Source organism: Pseudomonas sp. NPDC089554, from assembly GCF_050280645.1.
Classification (GTDB): Bacteria; Pseudomonadota; Gammaproteobacteria; order Pseudomonadales; family Pseudomonadaceae; genus Aquipseudomonas.
The window spans coordinates 91,747-108,121 of the sequence record NZ_JBNNVR010000001.1 but is presented as its reverse complement, the minus strand read 5'-3'; the positions used below and the strand labels follow the sequence as shown (position 1 = coordinate 108,121).

Below are 16,375 nucleotides of genomic sequence, written 5' to 3'. Positions count from 1 at the left end.
GGCAGGTCCTTGTCAGAGAAACACCAGTTCGAAGGGTTGCAGCAGGCAGTCGCGCAGGGCCTGTGGCAGTACGGGCGGGCCTTCGTCAGTTTCCAGCTGGCTGGCATGGGCGCCCAGTGCCTGGCGCTTGCGTGCAAGGCTCACCTCGTCGAGTTGGATGCGGTGGGCGCGAGGCCAAGGCAGGCGGGCGTCATCCGGGCTTGCCCAGTGCCAGGCCCATACCGGTACTTCGGCCAGCTGCGCGCCACGGGCCAGGGCTGCCTGGGCGCAGGCACGGCCAACGGCTTCGTGGTCGCAATGTCCGTCGCCACGCCAGGGGCACATCAGCAAGTCGTCGGCTTGCAGCAACTGGCCGAGGTGATTGACCAGGAAGGCCTCGTCGCGCGGCAGACCGCCATCCTTGAGGTGCAGCCTGCGCCAGTCCAGGGTGTTCAGGTCCAGGTCGAGCTGCTGCAAGGCATGCCGGCTTTCCTGCGGGCGTTGGTGACGCAAGCGGCGTTCGGTCCACTGGCTGGAGCCTGGGTGGCTGCCTTCGCCATCGGTGGCGGAGATCAGCAGCAGGTCCTGCTCGCGCCCGTGGAAGTGGCTGAGCAGGCCGCCCACCATGAGAATTTCATCGTCCGGGTGCGGGGCCACCAGCACCAGGCGGCGCCCCGGCGGGCACAGCTGGTGGGGCGTTATCCAGGTGGCGCGGGCCAGGTGCGCCGAGTGTTGCCAGTCACTCCAAGGCGTGCCCTGGGCATTTTCGATCAGGTTTTCACTCATAGTTGCCAAGCTCCGGCCGGCTGCTGTGCCAGCTGCTGTCCAAGGGCGGCGAGGTCGCGTTCGGCGTGGCTCTGGCGCAGGAACACCGGCAGGTCGGCAGCGAGCCTGGCGAAGTGGCTGCTGCGGCAGAAGGGTGTGGCGCCCAAGGCCCGGCCAACATGCTGGATGACCTGTTCCACGGCCTGTTCCACCTGCGCGCGGGTGCGCCGCACGGGGAAACTGGCATCGCTGCTGGGGTGGCGGTCGATCCACGCGGCGCACTCGCGCAGGCTGGCCCTGGCGCCGAACAAGGCGGCGTCGACGGCGCCCAGGTGGGCGTCGGCATGGGGGTCGCTGCGCGGTTTGCGCCGGTGTTCGCGCAGGTAGTCGGCCAGCGCCTCGGCGGCGCCGTACCAGCACGCGGCAATACCGGCACCACCTTGCCAGAAGCCGGGGCGCGAGAGGTACTGGCCAGGCTGGCCGACGGGAATACCGGGCGAGTCGTCGAAGTTGATGTGCACACTGGTGGTAATGGCCATGCCCACGGCCTGCCAGTCGTCAACCTGGATCCGTTGGCTGGGGTGCGACAGCTCGATCGCGATCAACTGCGGCTGGTTATCCTCGTTCCAGGCGGTAATCAGAGCCCGGTCGATCTGCAACGCGCCCGAGCACCAGGCCTTGCTGCCGCCAAGACGCACCTCGTCACCCTGGCGCGAACGTATCAGGGCACGGGCATCGGGCGGCTCGGCTGCCCACACCCCCCATATCCCATCGCTGACAAGGTGTGCCGCGCCGCATTCGGCAAGAATCGCCAGGGCATCGGTATGCCCTTCGTACAGCTTGGCCAGGGCCAAGTCGCAACCGGCCACGCGCGCCAGGGTCTGCCAGCGTTGCAGGGTGTGACCTTGGCCGGGCAGTGGGAGCAGGTCCAGGTGGTCGGCTTGCAGCGCCTGCATCAGTACGGGCAGTTGGGTGTCGAGGTTCAGGGCCTGAGGGCGTAGGGTGAAGCCGCGTAGCAGACGGTCCAGCGTGGTCAGGTCGAAATCCTGGATGATGCTCATGTCATCGCGCTCCCCTGCAAGGCTGTAAACGATGGAGGGAGCCATGCCGGGGAGAGTTCAAAAAGACTGCGCGACGCATGTCCGAACCTGCGGGCGGCACGGGCCTGCACCTTCCAGCCGAAACTGTGAATTTTCCACGCGCCCATGCAGTCGACCGCATGAACCCACCCCGATGGAGACTTCACATGGCCCGTCCAGACACCCCGAACCCCTATACCCCCCGCGAGATCGACACCACCGAGGACCGCATGGGCAGCGTGCACGAGCTGGACTTCAGCGAACGCAAGGATACGCGTGAAGGGCGCATCGGCGACGAACGCCCGGCACACGAAGAGGCCCAGGAATTTCCTCCAGCGCGCGTCGCCGAAGGTGGCATGAGTGGCGGCGAAGCCTTGAGCGACAGCCTGAACGAGGACAACGTCACCCTCGACGACCTCAGCCCCGATACCCTTTACGACCAGACCGGCGCCCGCGACCGCCACGAGCCGGGCGGCGAAGGGCCGGTAGACCAGGACCTGCGCGAAGTCGACGCCGACGAGATCGGTGGCGGCATTGGCCTCGATGAGGCCGAACTGGCCCGCTCTGCGCCGCTGGATGGCGAGCCCTGGACCGACCAGGTGGTCGATGACGACGACGAGAGGACCTGACCATGGATGCGCGCGAAGAATGTGCCTGCCCCGACTGCCACTGCGAGGTGCACGCCGATAGTGTGGTACACAAAGGGCTGTTGTATTGCTGCGAGGCCTGCGCTACCGGGCACAGCGAGGGTGAGCATTGCCAGCACGAAGGCTGCGATTGTGCTGGCGAGCCTGCTGAGTGAACCAGGCCCGCCAGCGGCGCTTCAGGTCTTGCGCAGTGTAGCCTCGCCCCGCTGGCGCATGGCCTTGGCGCGCTTTTCCAGGATCACGTAGGTCACCACTGCCAGTACCAGCGGGATCAGGTAGTACAGGGAACGGTAGCCCAACAACGCCGCAACCAGGCTGCCCTGGCCGACCTGGCCCTGGAGCAGGGCAAGGAACACCGTTTCCAGTACGCCCAGCCCCGCAGGAATATGCGCCACCACCCCGGCCACGCAACTGATCAGCAGAATGCCGAGAATCGACGGGTAGAACAGCTCGCCCGGCAGCAGCCAGTAGATCAGCGCAGCCATCAACGCCCAATTGCTCGCCCCCAGGGCCAACTGGCACAGCGCAAGGCGCCAGGACGGCAGGGTGATTTCGTGTTCTCGCACCTGCCAGGTGCGGCGCTTGGCGAAGGCGCAGGCAAGCAGGTAAGCGAGCGCCACCGCAATCATCAGCACACCGATCAATTGCAGGCCGGTGGCGCCCACTGCCCAGCTATCCGGCAAACGCACCAGGCGCAGGGCGAACACCGTGCCGGCCAGCAGCGAGTAGCCCATCCAGTTGGTCAAAAGGCCCAGGGTCAGGATGCGCGTGATGGTGGCGGTGTCCAGGCCCAAGCGGCCATATAGCCGGTAGCGCAAGGCCACGCCACCTACCCAGGTGGTGAAGTTGAGGTTGAAGGCGTAGCACACGAACGCCACCGGCAGCACCTGCCGGGCCGGCAGCTTATGCCCGGTGTAGGCGCGGGCCAGCAGGTCGTAGCTGGCGAACACCAGGTAGCTGGCCAAGGCCAGGAGTAGGCCGATCACCAGTGTCGAGGGTTTGTAGGCCAGCAGCGACTGGCGCACCTCGTTCCAGTCCAGGTTGCGCACCAGCAGGTACAGCAGCGTCGGCACCAACAACAGGAACACCAGGGTCAGCAGGCGCTTGGCCCAGGTTTGCCAGGTTTTCTGCGCCATCAGGTCTGCCCCTCATGAAGATCGCCACGTGTCTCGGGCTCGGCGTGCAGGGAATGCAGGCGCTGGCGATGGGCGGGAAACCAACCGGCGATACGCGGGAAGTAGCGGGTGATGTGAAAACCCATGAAGATCAGCGGCGCCCGCCACCAGTAGCCGCGGATCATCCGCTCCAGGGTCACCACCTTGCAGTGCTGCTCGGCCAGCTCGCTGAGGTGCTCGTACAGGTGCTGGTTGAAGGCCCGGTCGCGGATCAGCAGGTTGGCTTCCAGGTTCAGCGACAGGCTCAACGGGTCGAGGTTGCTCGAGCCGACCGTGGACCATTCATCGTCTACCAGCGCCACCTTGCCATGCAGCGGCCGCTGGCAGTATTCGCGAATGCGCACATCGTCGCGCAGCAGGTAGTTGTAGAGCAGCCGTGACAGCGCGCGCACCCAGCGCATATCGGGTTGGCCTTGCAGGATCAAGGTGACCTCGACCCCGCGCCGGGCCGCGTTGCGCAATTCGCGCAGCAGACGGTAGCCCGGGAAGAAGTAGGCGTTGGCTACCACGATGCGTCGCTGCGCCTGGCGAAACGCCTTGAGGTACTGGGCTTCGATATCGGTGCGATGGCGTCCATTGTCGCGCTCCACCAGGCACGCCTGGGCTGTTCCGCTGGAGGTAAGCACAGGTTTCACCTGGCCTGGCGCCTCGAGCACGGCGGCCATCATGCGTTGGCTGGAGGCGTGCACCTGGGCCACGACCGGGCCGCTGACCTGCACCGCGTAGTCCTGCTTGGCCATGGGGCCAAAGTCGCCGAGGTGGTCGGCGCTGTAGTTGATGCCGCCGATGAACGCCAGCTCGCCATCGACCACCACGATCTTTCGGTGCAGACGACGGAACAGGTTGGTGCGCATGCCCACCAGGCGCGGCTGCGGGTCGAAGCTATGGAAGCGCACACCGGCGTCGGTCATCGAGGCCAGGAATTCTGGCGGCAAGTCGGCGGTGCCATAGCCATCCACCGCCACTTCCACGCGTACGCCGCGCTTGGCGGCGTCTACCAGCGCCTGGCGCAGCTGTTGGCCGACCTTGTCGTCGTAGATGATGAAGGTCTCCAGCAGGATCTCCTCGCGGGCCCTGGCGATCGCCTCGAAGACGCGTGGATAGTACTGCTCGCCATTGATCAGCAGTTCGACCTGGTTACCGGCCACCCAAGGAGCGCTCACAGGTTCACCTCCGCCGCCAGTGGCGCATGGTCGGAAAGGTGCGACCACGGGTATTTCGACAGCACCTGCGCGGCACCCGGCTGGGCATTGCGCAGGTAGATGCGGTCCAGGCGCAGCAGCGGCAGGCGCGCCGGAAAACTGCGGGCCGGGGTGCCGAAGCGCTCGCCGAACGCCTCGACCAGGTGTTCACCGAGCACTTCGTCGGCCTTCAGCCGCCAGTCGTTGAAATCGCCAGCGACGATCACCGGGGCGTGCTCGGGCAGGCTTTCCAGCAGCTCCAACAGCAAGGCCACCTGGCGTTGCCGGTGGCTCTCGCGCAGGCCCAAGTGCACGCACACCGCGTGCACCTGCTCGTGGCCCGGCACGTCCAGGCGGCAATGCAGCAGGCCGCGCTCTTCGTTGCCATCGATGGACACGTCCAGGTTGCGGTAGTCGGCGATGGGGAATTTCGACAGCAAGGCATTGCCGTGGTCGCCATGGGGGTAGACCGCATTACGGCCATAGGCGAACTGCGGCCACATGCTGTCGGCCAGGAACTCGTACTGGGGCGTCTGCGGCCAGCCTGGGTGGCGCACTGCGTGGTGGTGGTGGCTGCCGTGCACTTCCTGGAGGAACACAAGGTCTGCCTGCGTGGCACGCACCGCCTCGCGCAGCTCGGGCAGGATGAAGCGCCGGTTGAGCGCGGTGAAGCCCTTGTGCGCGTTGAGGGTCAACACGTTCAGGCGGCGCACGGCAGCCGCCTGGGCCGTGGCCAAGGTCGGGTCGATACGTTCGCGCCCAGGGTCGATGTCGCTCACAGGTACTTTCCTTCGCCAGTACAGATGAAAGTGCGACTGATGAAGGGACGCAAGGGTTCACTGAGGTTGACGAGCGGAAAGGCTGCCGCGTGCACGCCAGAGGCCTGCACGCGGTTTTCAGTAGGGCAGGGAGCCGCTCAAGGTTTCGATGGCATCTACCAGGTCGTCATAGCCCACCGGCTTGTTCAGGTGCCGGTCGAAACCCGACTGGCGTGACTTGTGCTGGTCGGCACTGGCGCCGTAGCCGGTCAGGGCGATGGCGGGGGTGTGACGAAGGTGCTCGAGCGCGCGCAAGGCCTTGATCAGCGCATGGCCGTCCATGACCGGCATGCCGATATCCGAGATGATCACGTCGTAATGTTCATCTGCCGCCGCTTTCAGCGCCTGTTGCGGGTCGCTGTAGGCCCGCACCTGGGCATTCTCCATTTCCAGCAGCTGTTGCATCACCTCCAGCACTTCGACCGAATCATCCACCAGCAGCACCCGGGTGCCACTCAGGCGCCCCTCTGTCTGCTGCTCGACAGCATCGCCGACGGCCGCAACGGCGTTGTTCGACAGCGGCAGCAACACCGTGAAGGTACAGCCCAGGCCCAAGCCTGCGGAACGGGCCTTGACCGTACCGCCATGGGCCTCCACCAGTTGGCGTACCAACGAAAGGCCAATGCCCAGGCCCTCGCGGCCATGGGCCGAGGTGTGCGGGGCGGCCTGGCTGAACAGGTCGAAGATCTTCTCCAGGTTCTCCTGGCTCAGCCCCACCCCGCGGTCGATCACCTCCAGTTGCGCATGCGTCTCCTGGCGGCCGAGGCGTATGCGGATCTCGCTGCCGGCGGGGCTGAACTTCAAGGCATTGTTCAGCAGGTTCCAGATGATCTGCTCCAGGCGCGTGACGTCGCCGTCGATGAACAGCGGCGCGCCGTCCTGGGGCACGCTCAGCGCCACCTCACAGGGGTGTTGCTCGCTGAGCACCACGGCATGGATGCCGACCAGCACGGCAGTGAGGTCAACCGGCTCGGTCTTGAGCTTGAGCTTGCCGGTGCGGATGCGCGCCACGTCGAGCAGGTCATCGATGATCCGCGCCTGGCTGGATACCGCCTCGCAGATGGTGCCGACCGCCTTGCTGGCGGCGCCGAGGGTCTTGACCAGCGGCAGGCGCCGGAGTATCTCGGCATTGAGCTGGATCAGGTTCAGCGGGTGCTTGAGCTCGTGGGACATGATGGCGAAGAACTCGTCCTTCATGTGGCTGCTGCTCTGCGACTCGGCCAGGCGCTTGCTCTGCTCGTCGTGCAGGCGCTTGTGGCCGGTGAGGTCGCGGGCAATCTTCACGTAGCCGCGCTGGCTGCTGTCCTTGAGCAACGACACCTCGCCGCTGCAATAGAAGCGGCTGCCATCCTTGCGCAGATGCCAGCGCTCGTCCTGCGCGCGGCCATTGACCCGGGCGCTGCGTAGCTCGCGCTCGGGGATGGCGTGCTGGCGGTCGTCCTCGGTAAAGATCAATTGGTAGTGCTGGCCAAGCACCTCCTGCTTGGTGTAGCCGAAGATCAGCGCAGCGCCGGTGTTCCAGTCGGTGATATGGCCATGCTCGTCGAGCAGGATGATGGCGAAGTCATGGGTGCTTTCGGCCACCAGGCGCATGCGTTCCTCGCCCAGGCGCAGGCGTTCTTCGGTCGCGCGGCTCTTGCTGATATCCACGAAGGTCAGCACCGTGCCGTCGATTTTCTGCTCGCTGGAACGGTAGGGCAGCAGGCGGGCGAGGTACCAGCGCAGGTCGTGGGTGGCGATTTCGCGTTCGATGGTGGTCTCGCCCTGGGCCACCGCGCGGGCATCGTCGGCCAGCTCCGGGTAATCCAGACGGTGGGTGATGTCGAGCAGCGAGCGGCCGGTGTCGACCGGCAGCATGTTGAAGATGTCGGTAGCTCGTGGAGTGAACCAGCGAATGCGCAGGTTGCGATCGACGAACACCGTGGCAATGGCCGTGGAGGCGATCAGGTTGCTCAGGTAGTCGTTGACCTTGTCGGTTTCCTCGACCTTGTTCTTGAGCTCGTAGTTGACGGTAAGCAGCTCTTCGTTGATCGACTGCAGCTCTTCCTTGCTGGTTTCCAACTCTTCGCTGGCCGAGCGCAGTTCCTCGTTGATCGCCTGCATCTCTTCGTTGGAGGCGGTCAGCTCTTCGCTGGATATTTCCGACTGCTCGATGGTTTCCTGCAATTGCACGCGGGTGCGCTGCAGCTCGCGCTCAAGGTTTGCCAGCACCATGCTGTCGGTCTGGCGAATGCTACCGGCCAGCGGTAGGGAAGGGTCGGGCGCGCGCTCCTCGAACACCACCAGCAGGCACTCGTTGCCGCTGGGCTCGTCCTTGTGCGGGTGGACGACGATCTCGACCTGCACGCGGGCGTCGCCTTCTTCCAGGTCTACCGGCCGCGAGGTGACCGACTGCGAGCCCTGGCGCGCCTGGAACAAGGTGCTGCGCAGGGCCAGGCGCAGGCTGGGCAGCACCAGGTTGAGCAGGTTGCGGCTTGGCTCGCCACCGGCCATTTGCAGGAAGCGCCCGGCGCCGTCGCTCATGTGCAGGATATTGCCGTCACCGTCGAGGATCAGGCTGGGCGGGGTATGCCGCGCCAGTGCCCGGTGATGCACCTCGGCGTAGGACAGCTTGCGGCTGGGGCGGGCCTTGGCGGTGGTGTCGGTGACGGCGGTGGGCAGGTCTGCTCCGGTCAGCTGGCGCCCTGAGCGACGTAGTCCGCTGACCGTGTCGCGGGCGCGGAAGATGCGGTTGCGCTTGTCCACCGGGGCGAACAGTTCTTCACCCAGGTCGGCTGACTCGGAGGAGCCCAGGAACAGGTAGCCCCCAGGGCGCAGGGCGAAGTGGAACATGCGCAGGATGTCCTGTTGCACCTCGCGGTCGAGGTAGATCAGCAGGTTGCGGCACACCACCAGGTCGATCTGCGAGAACGGTGGGTCGGACAGCAGGTTGTGGCGGGCGAACAGTACCCGTTCGCGTACTTCCTTGCGCACCCGGTAGTGCTCGTCTTCCTTGGTGAAGAACTGGCGCAGGCGCGCCGGTGGCACGTCGGTGACGATGGATTCGGGGTAGCAGCCGCTTCGGGCGTGGACGATGGCGCGCTCGTCCAGGTCGGTGGCGAACACTTGCAGCTTGGCGGCGCTGCGCTCCAGCGTCATCTGCTCACTCACCAGCATGGCCAGGCTGTAGGCCTCCTCGCCGGTGGAGCAGCCGGCCGACCATACGCGAATTTCACTTGGCCCTTCGCCGTTTTCGCTCGGGCTGACCAGCTCCGGCAGCACATTACGTTCCAGCGCTTCGAAGGCTTCGCGGTCACGGAAGAAGTTGGTCACGCCGATCAGCATGTCGGCCAGCAACTGGGTGGATTCGTCGGGGTGTTGCTCGAGGTAGCGGTAGTAGCCGGGCAGGTCGACCTGGCCGGTGACGTGCATGCGCCGCTCGATGCGGCGCAACACCGTGGCACGCTTGTAGTGCTGGAAGTCATGGCCGGTGTTGGTGCGCAGCAGCAGCAGAATTTCTTCCAGCAACGGCTCGCTGCGCTGCGCGTCGCCGTCGCGTGTTCCGAGGGGCGGTGGCATATGCGCTTCATCCACCTCGGGCAGGCGCACCTGGCGGGCGTTGAGCCATAGCTCGATGAGCTTCTGCGCCATTTCGGCGGCTGGCAGGACGAAGTCTACAAGGCCAGTGGCGATGGCCGCCCTGGGCATGCTGTCGTGCAGGGCATCGTCCGGGGCCTGCACCAAGGTCACGCCGCCTTGTTCCTTGATACGCGACAGCCCCACCGCACCGTCTGCGCCGGTGCCGGACAGCACCACGCAGAAGGCGTGGTCCTTGTGCACATCGGCCAGGTCGCGAAAAAACAGGTCGATGGCCACATGGTCGCCACGTCGGCGGTGGGCCGGGGTGACGCGCAGATAGCCATCGTTGGTGGAAAGCTGGTTGGCCGGGGAGATCACATAGACGTGGTTGCGCTCGATCGGCACCGGCTGGGTGACTTGCAGCACCGGCATGCGGGTTACGCTCTGGATGATCTGGTCGAGCATGCTTTGGTGGTCGGGCGACAGGTGCAGCACCACCACGAAGGCCATACCGCTGTCGGCGGGCATTTGCGAGAAGAAGGTGCGGATGGCTTCGATGCCCCCGGCCGATGCGCCGATGCCGACCACCGGAAAGTCCAGGTGGCTCACGGCCAGCGCCGGATTGATGGGCGACGCTGGGGCTTTTCCATTTGACGGTTTCATCGAGCAGAGCCTTCTGCAGACCTTGTGGTTCGGCCCTTCGAGGCTTCGGGGGCGTGTGGTGGGCGATTATAGGCAGGGCTTGCCCCTGGCGGCGAGCCAGCGCATTGCAAACATCGCCTGTTCAGGTACGAACCCTGTGCTGTTATGACCGCCAGGTCATGGAAAAAGTGCGAACGGCGTGCAGGCAATCTCCAAGGCTTGGCCAGTTGCCATCAGCCGCTCAAGCGAAAAGTTCCACAATGTTTTGAATTTTCTCGCTGGGCTTCGATCCACCCCTTTGTCATCCACGGAGAAGAGGAGGCCCCGAGATGCCAGCTCCACAGCTCTATATCATCGATTACCGGCTGCACAACGAGCCACGCAGTTTCATCATTCGCCTGGAAGGCCTGGACAGTGCGCAGGCTTGGCACTGGGCCAGTTGCGATGCCGGCGTGGGGATCATTCCCAAGTTCGGACGCGAGAAAATCAGGAAGATCAGCCGCCCCATGGCTGAGCGCTATGGCATCACCGAGGTGCAATGGCGGGTGTCGGGAGAGCGAGTAGGCGCTGGGGTATAGGCCAAGGCGGGGCGTGTGGCCCCGCGCATGGATTGAAAACGTCGCTCGAAGGCCTCACTCCGGGTCGCTGGCCGGCACGCCGGGGTGTTCTTCGTCGTCATCGGTGAGGTTGGGGTCGGCGTCCGGGTCGTCGACCTTGTCGTTACGGCGGTCGGGTTCGAGTTCTGGCCACTCGGTCTGGGCATCGCCGCCACCCATTTGCAGGCGTTCGTTCATCAAGGCGCCCTCGCAGGTAAAAAGGCCCGCCCCAGGGCGGGCCAACACAGGAGTGAGAGGCAGTATCGACCACCCCTCATAGGCTCAGAAACCCTGTGCCAGGAATGGCTTCATACAATGCGCCCGGCTACCGACAAACGGTCGCCGGGCGCTTTCGTTCAACGTGCGGGGGCCGCGCTCAACGCACCGGCACGGGTGACCCGAAGCGCCACCAGGCTGCCCAGTACGATCACTGCCGCCAGCGAGTACAGTGCCGCATCCGTGGAGCCGGTCTGGTCCTTGATGAAACCGACCAGGTACGGGCTCAGGAAGCCGGCCATCTGGCCCACCGAGTTGATGATCGCCAGGCCCGCTACCGCCGCGCCGGCACTGAGCTGCGCCGTGGGCATTGGCCAGAACATCGGCAGGCCGGTGAGCGCACCCATGGTGGCGATCGACAAACCGAGAATGGCGATGACCGGGTTGCTGGCGAAGTTCGCGGCGATCAGCAGGCCGATGGCGCCCATCAGCATCGGCACCACAAGGTGCCAGCGTCGCTCGTTGCGAAGGTCCGCCGAGCGCCCGACGATAATCATGAACACGCCAGCCAGCAGGTAGGGAATGGCGCTCAGCCAACCGATCAGCATCGGGCTGTCGAAGCCCAGGTTCTTGATGATCGACGGCAGCCAGAAGTTGATCGCGTACACGCCGCTCTGGATGCAGAAGTAGATAAAGCCGAAGGTCCACACCAGTGGGTTGGTCAGCACTGCGAGCAGGCTGTCGCCCATGGTGGCAGGCTTGCGCGCAGCGTCAGCGGCCAGGTCCGCCTCGATGATCTGGCGTTCGCTCGGCGACAACCATTTGGCTGTTTGGTAGCCGTCACTGAGCAGGGCCACCGCCATGAAGCCCAGTACCACGGTGGGCAGGCCCTGGATCAGGAACATCCACTGCCAGCCCGCCAGGCCATGCTGGCCGGCGGCGAAGTGGTCGAGGATCCAGCCGGAGAACGGCCCGCCCAGCAGCCCCGACACCGGGATCGCCGACATGAACAGCGCCATGATCCGACCCCGGCGATCGGTTGGGAACCAACGCGAAAGGTACAGCACCACGCCAGGAAAGAAGCCCGCTTCGGCGGCGCCGGTGAGCAGGCGCAACACGTAGAACTCCATGGGCGTGGTGACGAACAGCAGGCAGGTCGACAGGCTGCCCCAGGCAATCATCATCACGGCGATCCAGCGCCGGGGGCCGAAGCGGTTGAGCGCCAGGTTGCTGGGCAGGCCACACGCGACGTAGCCGATGAAGAAGATACCGGCGCCAAGGCCGTAGACGGTTTCGCTGAACTTCAGCGCGTCGAGCATCTGCAACTTGGCAAAGCCGACGTTGACGCGATCGAGGTAGTTGAACAGGTAGCAGATAAAGATGAACGGAATCAGCCGCAGGGTGATGCGCCGGTACAGCGCATTGCGGGTGCTTGCGTCGCCTTGGTCAGGGGCAGGGCTGTGTGCCATGATGAAATTCTCTGTTGTTATGGTTGTTCCGCCGCGCCTGTTCCGGCGCTCGCCTGACGAGTCTCGGCGAGCGCGGCGCAGCTGTCTTTGTGCTTTTGCACAGCCCCTGGCGCACCTGGCTGTGCCGCCGTACAAACGCCTACGACCCTAAGGATGCCGCAATGTTCGAACTGGACCACGACCTGGCGCAGGATATCGTCGACAGGGCCATGGCCATCCTGCCGTGCAACGTCAACGTGATGGACAGCCAGGGCTTGATCCTGGGCAGTGGCGAGCCCGAGCGCATCAACACTCGCCATGAAGGCGCGCAGTTGGTGTTGGCCAATGGGCGCATCGTCGAGCTCGATGGCGAGGCGGCCAAGTGCCTGAAGGGTGTGCAACCTGGGGTGAACCTGCCGCTAATGCTCGACGGCAGGCTGATCGGCGTGCTCGGCCTGACCGGCGACCCACAGCAGCTGCGCACTTATGGCGAGCTGGTGCGCATGACAGCTGAAATGCTCCTGGCCCAACGTCACCTGCAAGTGGAGCAGCAATGGCGACGCCAGCGTTGCGACGACCTGCTGGCCTTGCTGCTGGGCGGGACCGGCGACTCGCCACGGCTGCTGGATGAGGCCCAGCAATTGGGTCTCAAGCCCCAGCTGTCACGCGTGCCATGCCTGTTCGAGCTGGACGCAGGGCCGCCCGCCGAAGCGCTGTCGGCGTGGTTGATGAGCCGCTACCCGGACAGCTGGTGTGTCAGCCCCGCGCGGCAATCGCTGCTGTGGTGCCGGCCCGCCACTGTGATGCTGGATGAAACCCGCCTGCTCGAACGCTTGCAGCGCCATGGCTGGCAGGTCCAGCGCCTGGCGCTGGGCAGTGCGGCACCTGGCCTTGAACAGTTGCGTCGCAGCTATCGGCGGGTACGCGACCTGCTGGCGTATGGTCGTGAAGTGGTGCCGGGCGAGCGACTGTTGAGCCTGTCACGCTACCGCCTGCCTGCCTTGCTGTGGCGCCACCGCAACGACGATGCCCTCGACGAGCTGCTGGAGCCTTTGCAGCGTATCCGCGCCAAGGATGCCAGCGGCCAATTGCTCGCGACCCTGCGCGCCTGGTGCGCCCACGACGGCCAGAGCCAGGCCTGCGCCGATGCCCTGGGTATCCACCGCAACAGCCTGCGCTACCGGCTGGAGCGCATCGCCGAGTTGAGCGAGGTGGACCCGTTGCGTCTGGAGGGCATGCTCAGCCTGTACCTGGGCCTGCAACTGCTGCCCGCCGACTGATGCGCACGTGCCCCGGCATTTGCCCAACCCGCACCCCCTCGGTTTTGTGCAACTGACCGAGGCCGCTCTGGCCCGCAGCTGTCAGCATGCGGGTTATCTGCCCAGGAGATTCCCATGAAAGTCGTCATCGCCCCCGATTCGTTCAAGGACAGCCTCGACGCCGCCGCCGTCGCCCGCGCCATCGCGCAGGGCCTTGCCCAGGTGTGGCCTGAGGCCGAGCGTATCGAATGCCCGATGGCCGACGGCGGCGAGGGCACCATGGAGGCGATCCTGGCGGCCAGCCAGGGCGAGCTGCGTCGCCAGACTGTGCGCGGGCCACTGGGGCGCGAGGTCGAGGCCGGCTGGGGCTGGTTGGCCGACAGCCGCACGGCGATCATCGAAATGGCACAGGCCAGCGGCCTGCAACTGCTCGCCAGCGGTGAGCGCGATGCCTGTCGCAGCAGCACCTGGGGCACCGGCCAGCTGATTGCCGCAGCCTTGGATGCCGGTGCCTCGCGCATCGTGCTGGCGATTGGCGGCAGTGCCACCAACGATGGCGGCAGCGGCATGCTGCGGGCGTTGGGCTTGCGGTTGCTCGACGGTGACGGCCAACCCTTGCCTGAAGGCGGCCTGGCCCTTGCGCAACTGGCGCAGATCGACGCCAGCGCCCTCGACCCGCGCCTGGCCGACGTCCAGGTGGAAGTGGCGGCCGATGTCGACAACCCGCTATGCGGCGACAACGGCGCCTCGGCGATCTTCGGACCACAGAAGGGCGCGAGCCCCGAGCAGGTCCAGGCGCTGGACGCTGCCCTGGGGCATTTCGCCGACCATTGCGCGCAACTGCTGGGCGAGGATGTGCGCGACTTCCCAGGCTGTGGCGCCGCGGGTGGCATGGGCTTCGCGGCCAAAGCGTTCATGGGGGCGCGCTTTCGTCCAGGGGTCGAGGTGGTAGCGGAACTCGCCGGGCTGGATGCGCTGGTGCAAGGTGCGGACCTGGTGATTACCGGGGAAGGGCGCTTCGATGCGCAGACCCTGCGCGGCAAGACACCGCTGGGTGTGGCGCGGGTCGCCAAGCGCCATGGCGTGCCGGTGCTGGTACTGGCCGGCACCTTGGGCGAGGGCTACGAGCAGTTGTATACCCATGGCATCGATGCGGCATTCGCCCTTGCCAGCGGGCCGATGACCCTCGAGCAGGCCTGCGCCGACGCCGGGCAATTGCTGATGGCGCGGGCGCGGGACATTGCCCGGTTATGGCAGGTGGCGCGCGGGTAAACCAACCGGGTGGATTGCCCCAGAAGGTTCAGGCCTTCGGCTCCCGCGTTCCCAGCACATCGCGGATGTTGTCCACCACGTTGCTGTCCTTGATCACGTCGTTCAGCCAGCCTTCCAGCGGCATGTTGCCCCACTTGATGGCGCGTTCGATCAGGTATGGCACCGGGCTTTGCGGCTCGCTCTGCTTGAAGAACTGAGCGATGCCGGCAAGCAGGGTGAAGGCCTCGTCGCGGCTCAGCGGCGTGGTACGCAGAGGGGCAGTTGAGCTGGTCTGGACGGGCGTGTTCATCGGTTCACCTGCTTGATCGACGGGGGTAACGGTGGTCACGGGCTCTGCCACCGGCACGACCACCGGGTGCAGCTCGACGCCGCGGTCCTTGAGCAGCTTTTCCGCCAATTGGCTGGCGCGCGACAGCATGTCGAACAGGCTGGCGAAGCTCGGCGCCTCGTTGCCGAACAGGCGATCGCTGGTGGCCTGCAGCCGTTGGCAGGCTTGCAGGCTGGCACCAACCTGCAAGGCTTTGTCGCGCAGGTGCTGGGTGTCGCTGAGCGCCACCGAGCGCTGGAAGATCTCGGCGTTGATCTTGCCTTCGCTCAACGCTGCCTGCATCGCCTTGGGGTTCTGCAAGGCGAGGTTCTCTACATGGCGTGATTCGTCGTAACGCAGCACGCCGAAATGCTGCCCTTGGGTGATGGGCAAACCACCGGCTATGTCGGTGAGGGTGGTCTTGAGCCAGGACAGGCGCGCGGCGCGTTCGTCCAGGCCCTCTTCAAGTGATGGGTAGGCGTTGTCCCAGAACGCTTCGAGGATTCGTTCGGTCAGCTTAAGGCCGAAGGTGATGCCTTCAAAATGCGCTCGCTGGGCCAGGCCTTCGCTGAGCCAGGCCACCAGCATCAGGTCTTTGCTCTGCTGCGCGAGGCCTTCGGCGCTAAGGTCTATGACGGTTTCCCAGTCGGCGGTTTTCAGGTCGGTCTGCCAGTCGCCCTGGGTCAGGTAGTCAGGGTCTGCGCGGCGCGCTTCCTTGATCTGGTCGAACAGGGCGGAGAAGCTCAAGTCTTCGCCACTGCCACCGTCGATCGGCGCGGCCAGCTCGGCCAGCGAAAGGTCGTTGAGGATTTCAGGCATAAAACACTCGGGTCAGGGGAGGGAAGCGGCGTGCCGGGCAGGCCGACACGTCGCGGAACATGGGCCGCTTGCGCGACCCATGGGCAAGCCAGTGCTTAGGCAAACACTTTGTTCGCGGTGCGGTCCCAGCCACCGACGATGTTGCCGCCAGCTTGGCCGTCGGTGCGGTTCTGCTGGGTGTAGGTGGTCTTGATACGGGCGAAGTTGAAGCTGATCTCTTCGATCGGCAGGTCGCTGACCGCTTTGTCTTCACCGCCCTGGTTACCACCGGCGACGAAGCGCACCGAGGACACGATCACTTCTTCCATGTCGATGGTCAGGTAGGTGACCTTGTCGCCACCGGCGCGGTTGACGTTGAGTTTGAGCTTGGCAATGTGCTTGCCGGTGCAGCAGTGCTCGAACAGCTTGGCCGACGCCTTGTCGACCGCCTTGCGGATCTTGAAGTCGCTCAGGGCGACACGCTCGGAGGACGCACCGCCCGAGGAGCTGGCGGTTGCCGAAGAAGCCTGGGTGGCGCCGTACTCGTAGCCCAGCACTTCGATCCAGTCCTTGTGTTTTTCATCCAGTACTTCGCCTGGGATGCCGTCGATTTGGATATACGCGTCAAAAGCCAT

The 16,375-nt window shown here is 65.3% G+C and carries 15 protein-coding genes; 5 read left to right on the top strand and 10 right to left on the bottom strand.

Going from position 1 to position 16,375, the window contains the following annotated elements; all coding sequences use genetic code 11:
• Positions 1 to 12: 12 nt before the first annotated feature.
• Together ACQKPE_RS00355 and ACQKPE_RS00350 are read right to left on the bottom strand one after the other, a co-directional pair.
• Positions 13 to 765, bottom strand: coding sequence for a PIG-L deacetylase family protein (locus ACQKPE_RS00355; protein ID WP_427662792.1), 753 nt, complete (start codon positions 763 to 765; stop codon positions 13 to 15).
• Entirely contained in the window at positions 762 to 1,805 is a 1,044-nt protein-coding gene (locus tag ACQKPE_RS00350; protein ID WP_427662791.1) for an acyl-CoA dehydrogenase, read from the bottom strand. Before ACQKPE_RS00350 ends, ACQKPE_RS00355 begins: the two co-directional genes overlap by 4 nt.
• A gap of 185 nt (positions 1,806 to 1,990) precedes the next feature.
• On the opposite strand from ACQKPE_RS00350, the gene ACQKPE_RS00345 reads away from it, so the two are divergent.
• Together ACQKPE_RS00345 and ACQKPE_RS00340 are read left to right on the top strand one after the other, a co-directional pair.
• Positions 1,991 to 2,452, top strand: a complete 462-nt coding sequence (locus ACQKPE_RS00345; protein ID WP_427662790.1) for a phosphotransferase system, HPr-related protein — start codon at positions 1,991 to 1,993, stop codon at positions 2,450 to 2,452.
• Positions 2,453 to 2,454: 2 nt separating this feature from the next.
• A complete protein-coding gene (locus ACQKPE_RS00340) occupies positions 2,455 to 2,625 on the top strand; it encodes a metallothionein (protein ID WP_427662789.1) in 171 nt (56 codons plus the stop codon).
• Between the two features lie 21 nt (positions 2,626 to 2,646).
• Here ACQKPE_RS00340 and ACQKPE_RS00335 read toward each other — a convergent pair whose 3' ends face one another.
• The 4 genes from ACQKPE_RS00335 to ACQKPE_RS00320 form a co-directional block, all read right to left on the bottom strand.
• Positions 2,647 to 3,606 carry a lysylphosphatidylglycerol synthase domain-containing protein gene (locus ACQKPE_RS00335; RefSeq protein ID WP_427662788.1) on the bottom strand — a complete coding sequence of 320 codons (960 nt, stop codon included), beginning with the start codon at positions 3,604 to 3,606 and terminating at the stop codon, positions 2,647 to 2,649.
• Entirely contained in the window at positions 3,606 to 4,808 is a 1,203-nt protein-coding gene (gene clsB / locus ACQKPE_RS00330; protein WP_427662787.1) for a cardiolipin synthase ClsB, read from the bottom strand. Before clsB ends, ACQKPE_RS00335 begins: the two co-directional genes overlap by 1 nt.
• Positions 4,805 to 5,575 carry an endonuclease/exonuclease/phosphatase family protein gene (locus ACQKPE_RS00325; RefSeq protein ID WP_427662886.1) on the bottom strand — a complete coding sequence of 257 codons (771 nt, stop codon included), beginning with the start codon at positions 5,573 to 5,575 and terminating at the stop codon, positions 4,805 to 4,807. The genes clsB and ACQKPE_RS00325 overlap by 4 nt, the downstream gene beginning before the upstream one ends.
• A 147-nt stretch (positions 5,576 to 5,722) precedes the next feature.
• Positions 5,723 to 9,865 carry a CheR family methyltransferase gene (locus ACQKPE_RS00320; RefSeq protein ID WP_427662786.1) on the bottom strand — a complete coding sequence of 1,381 codons (4,143 nt, stop codon included), beginning with the start codon at positions 9,863 to 9,865 and terminating at the stop codon, positions 5,723 to 5,725.
• A 308-nt stretch (positions 9,866 to 10,173) separates the two neighbouring features.
• Between ACQKPE_RS00320 and ACQKPE_RS00315 the strand changes: the two genes are divergently transcribed.
• Entirely contained in the window at positions 10,174 to 10,422 is a 249-nt protein-coding gene (locus ACQKPE_RS00315) for a DUF6555 family protein (protein WP_427662785.1), read from the top strand.
• Between the two features lie 54 nt (positions 10,423 to 10,476).
• Here ACQKPE_RS00315 and ACQKPE_RS00310 read toward each other — a convergent pair whose 3' ends face one another.
• Both ACQKPE_RS00310 and ACQKPE_RS00305 read right to left on the bottom strand, forming a co-directional pair.
• Positions 10,477 to 10,638: a hypothetical protein gene (locus tag ACQKPE_RS00310; RefSeq protein WP_427662784.1), complete on the bottom strand. Its 162-nt coding sequence runs from the start codon at positions 10,636 to 10,638 to the stop codon at positions 10,477 to 10,479.
• A gap of 158 nt (positions 10,639 to 10,796) precedes the next feature.
• Entirely contained in the window at positions 10,797 to 12,125 is a 1,329-nt protein-coding gene (locus tag ACQKPE_RS00305; protein WP_427662783.1) for an MFS transporter, read from the bottom strand.
• 161 nt (positions 12,126 to 12,286) lie between these two features.
• On the opposite strand from ACQKPE_RS00305, the gene ACQKPE_RS00300 reads away from it, so the two are divergent.
• Positions 12,287 to 13,384, top strand: coding sequence for a sugar diacid recognition domain-containing protein (locus tag ACQKPE_RS00300; protein WP_427662782.1), 1,098 nt, complete (start codon positions 12,287 to 12,289; stop codon positions 13,382 to 13,384).
• Positions 13,385 to 13,498: 114 nt separating this feature from the next.
• Positions 13,499 to 14,635, top strand: a complete 1,137-nt coding sequence (locus ACQKPE_RS00295; RefSeq protein WP_427662781.1) for a glycerate kinase — start codon at positions 13,499 to 13,501, stop codon at positions 14,633 to 14,635.
• 28 nt (positions 14,636 to 14,663) lie between these two features.
• On the opposite strand, the gene tssA is transcribed toward ACQKPE_RS00295, so the two are convergent.
• Together tssA and ACQKPE_RS00285 are read right to left on the bottom strand one after the other, a co-directional pair.
• The gene (tssA, locus tag ACQKPE_RS00290; RefSeq protein ID WP_427662780.1) at positions 14,664 to 15,761 is read right to left on the bottom strand and encodes a type VI secretion system protein TssA; all 1,098 of its coding nucleotides are present in this window, start codon (positions 15,759 to 15,761) and stop codon (positions 14,664 to 14,666) included.
• Positions 15,762 to 15,856: 95 nt separating this feature from the next.
• Positions 15,857 to 16,375 (bottom strand): Hcp family type VI secretion system effector, encoded by a 519-nt coding sequence (locus tag ACQKPE_RS00285; protein ID WP_427662779.1) that lies wholly within the window; start codon positions 16,373 to 16,375, stop codon positions 15,857 to 15,859.

Coding starts and splice junctions, on each gene's coding strand:
- ACQKPE_RS00355 (WP_427662792.1), bottom strand. CDS start 765: ATGAGTGAAAACCTGATCGAAAATGCCCAGGGCACGCCTTGGAGTGAC.
- ACQKPE_RS00350 (WP_427662791.1), bottom strand. CDS start 1,805: ATGAGCATCATCCAGGATTTCGACCTGACCACGCTGGACCGTCTGCTA.
- ACQKPE_RS00345 (WP_427662790.1), top strand. CDS start 1,991: ATGGCCCGTCCAGACACCCCGAACCCCTATACCCCCCGCGAGATCGAC.
- ACQKPE_RS00340 (WP_427662789.1), top strand. CDS start 2,455: ATGGATGCGCGCGAAGAATGTGCCTGCCCCGACTGCCACTGCGAGGTG.
- ACQKPE_RS00335 (WP_427662788.1), bottom strand. CDS start 3,606: ATGGCGCAGAAAACCTGGCAAACCTGGGCCAAGCGCCTGCTGACCCTG.
- ACQKPE_RS00320 (WP_427662786.1), bottom strand. CDS start 9,865: ATGAAACCGTCAAATGGAAAAGCCCCAGCGTCGCCCATCAATCCGGCG.
- ACQKPE_RS00315 (WP_427662785.1), top strand. CDS start 10,174: ATGCCAGCTCCACAGCTCTATATCATCGATTACCGGCTGCACAACGAG.
- ACQKPE_RS00310 (WP_427662784.1), bottom strand. CDS start 10,638: ATGAACGAACGCCTGCAAATGGGTGGCGGCGATGCCCAGACCGAGTGG.
- ACQKPE_RS00305 (WP_427662783.1), bottom strand. CDS start 12,125: ATGGCACACAGCCCTGCCCCTGACCAAGGCGACGCAAGCACCCGCAAT.
- ACQKPE_RS00300 (WP_427662782.1), top strand. CDS start 12,287: ATGTTCGAACTGGACCACGACCTGGCGCAGGATATCGTCGACAGGGCC.
- ACQKPE_RS00295 (WP_427662781.1), top strand. CDS start 13,499: ATGAAAGTCGTCATCGCCCCCGATTCGTTCAAGGACAGCCTCGACGCC.
- tssA (WP_427662780.1), bottom strand. CDS start 15,761: ATGCCTGAAATCCTCAACGACCTTTCGCTGGCCGAGCTGGCCGCGCCG.
- ACQKPE_RS00285 (WP_427662779.1), bottom strand. CDS start 16,375: ATGGCTTTTGACGCGTATATCCAAATCGACGGCATCCCAGGCGAAGTA.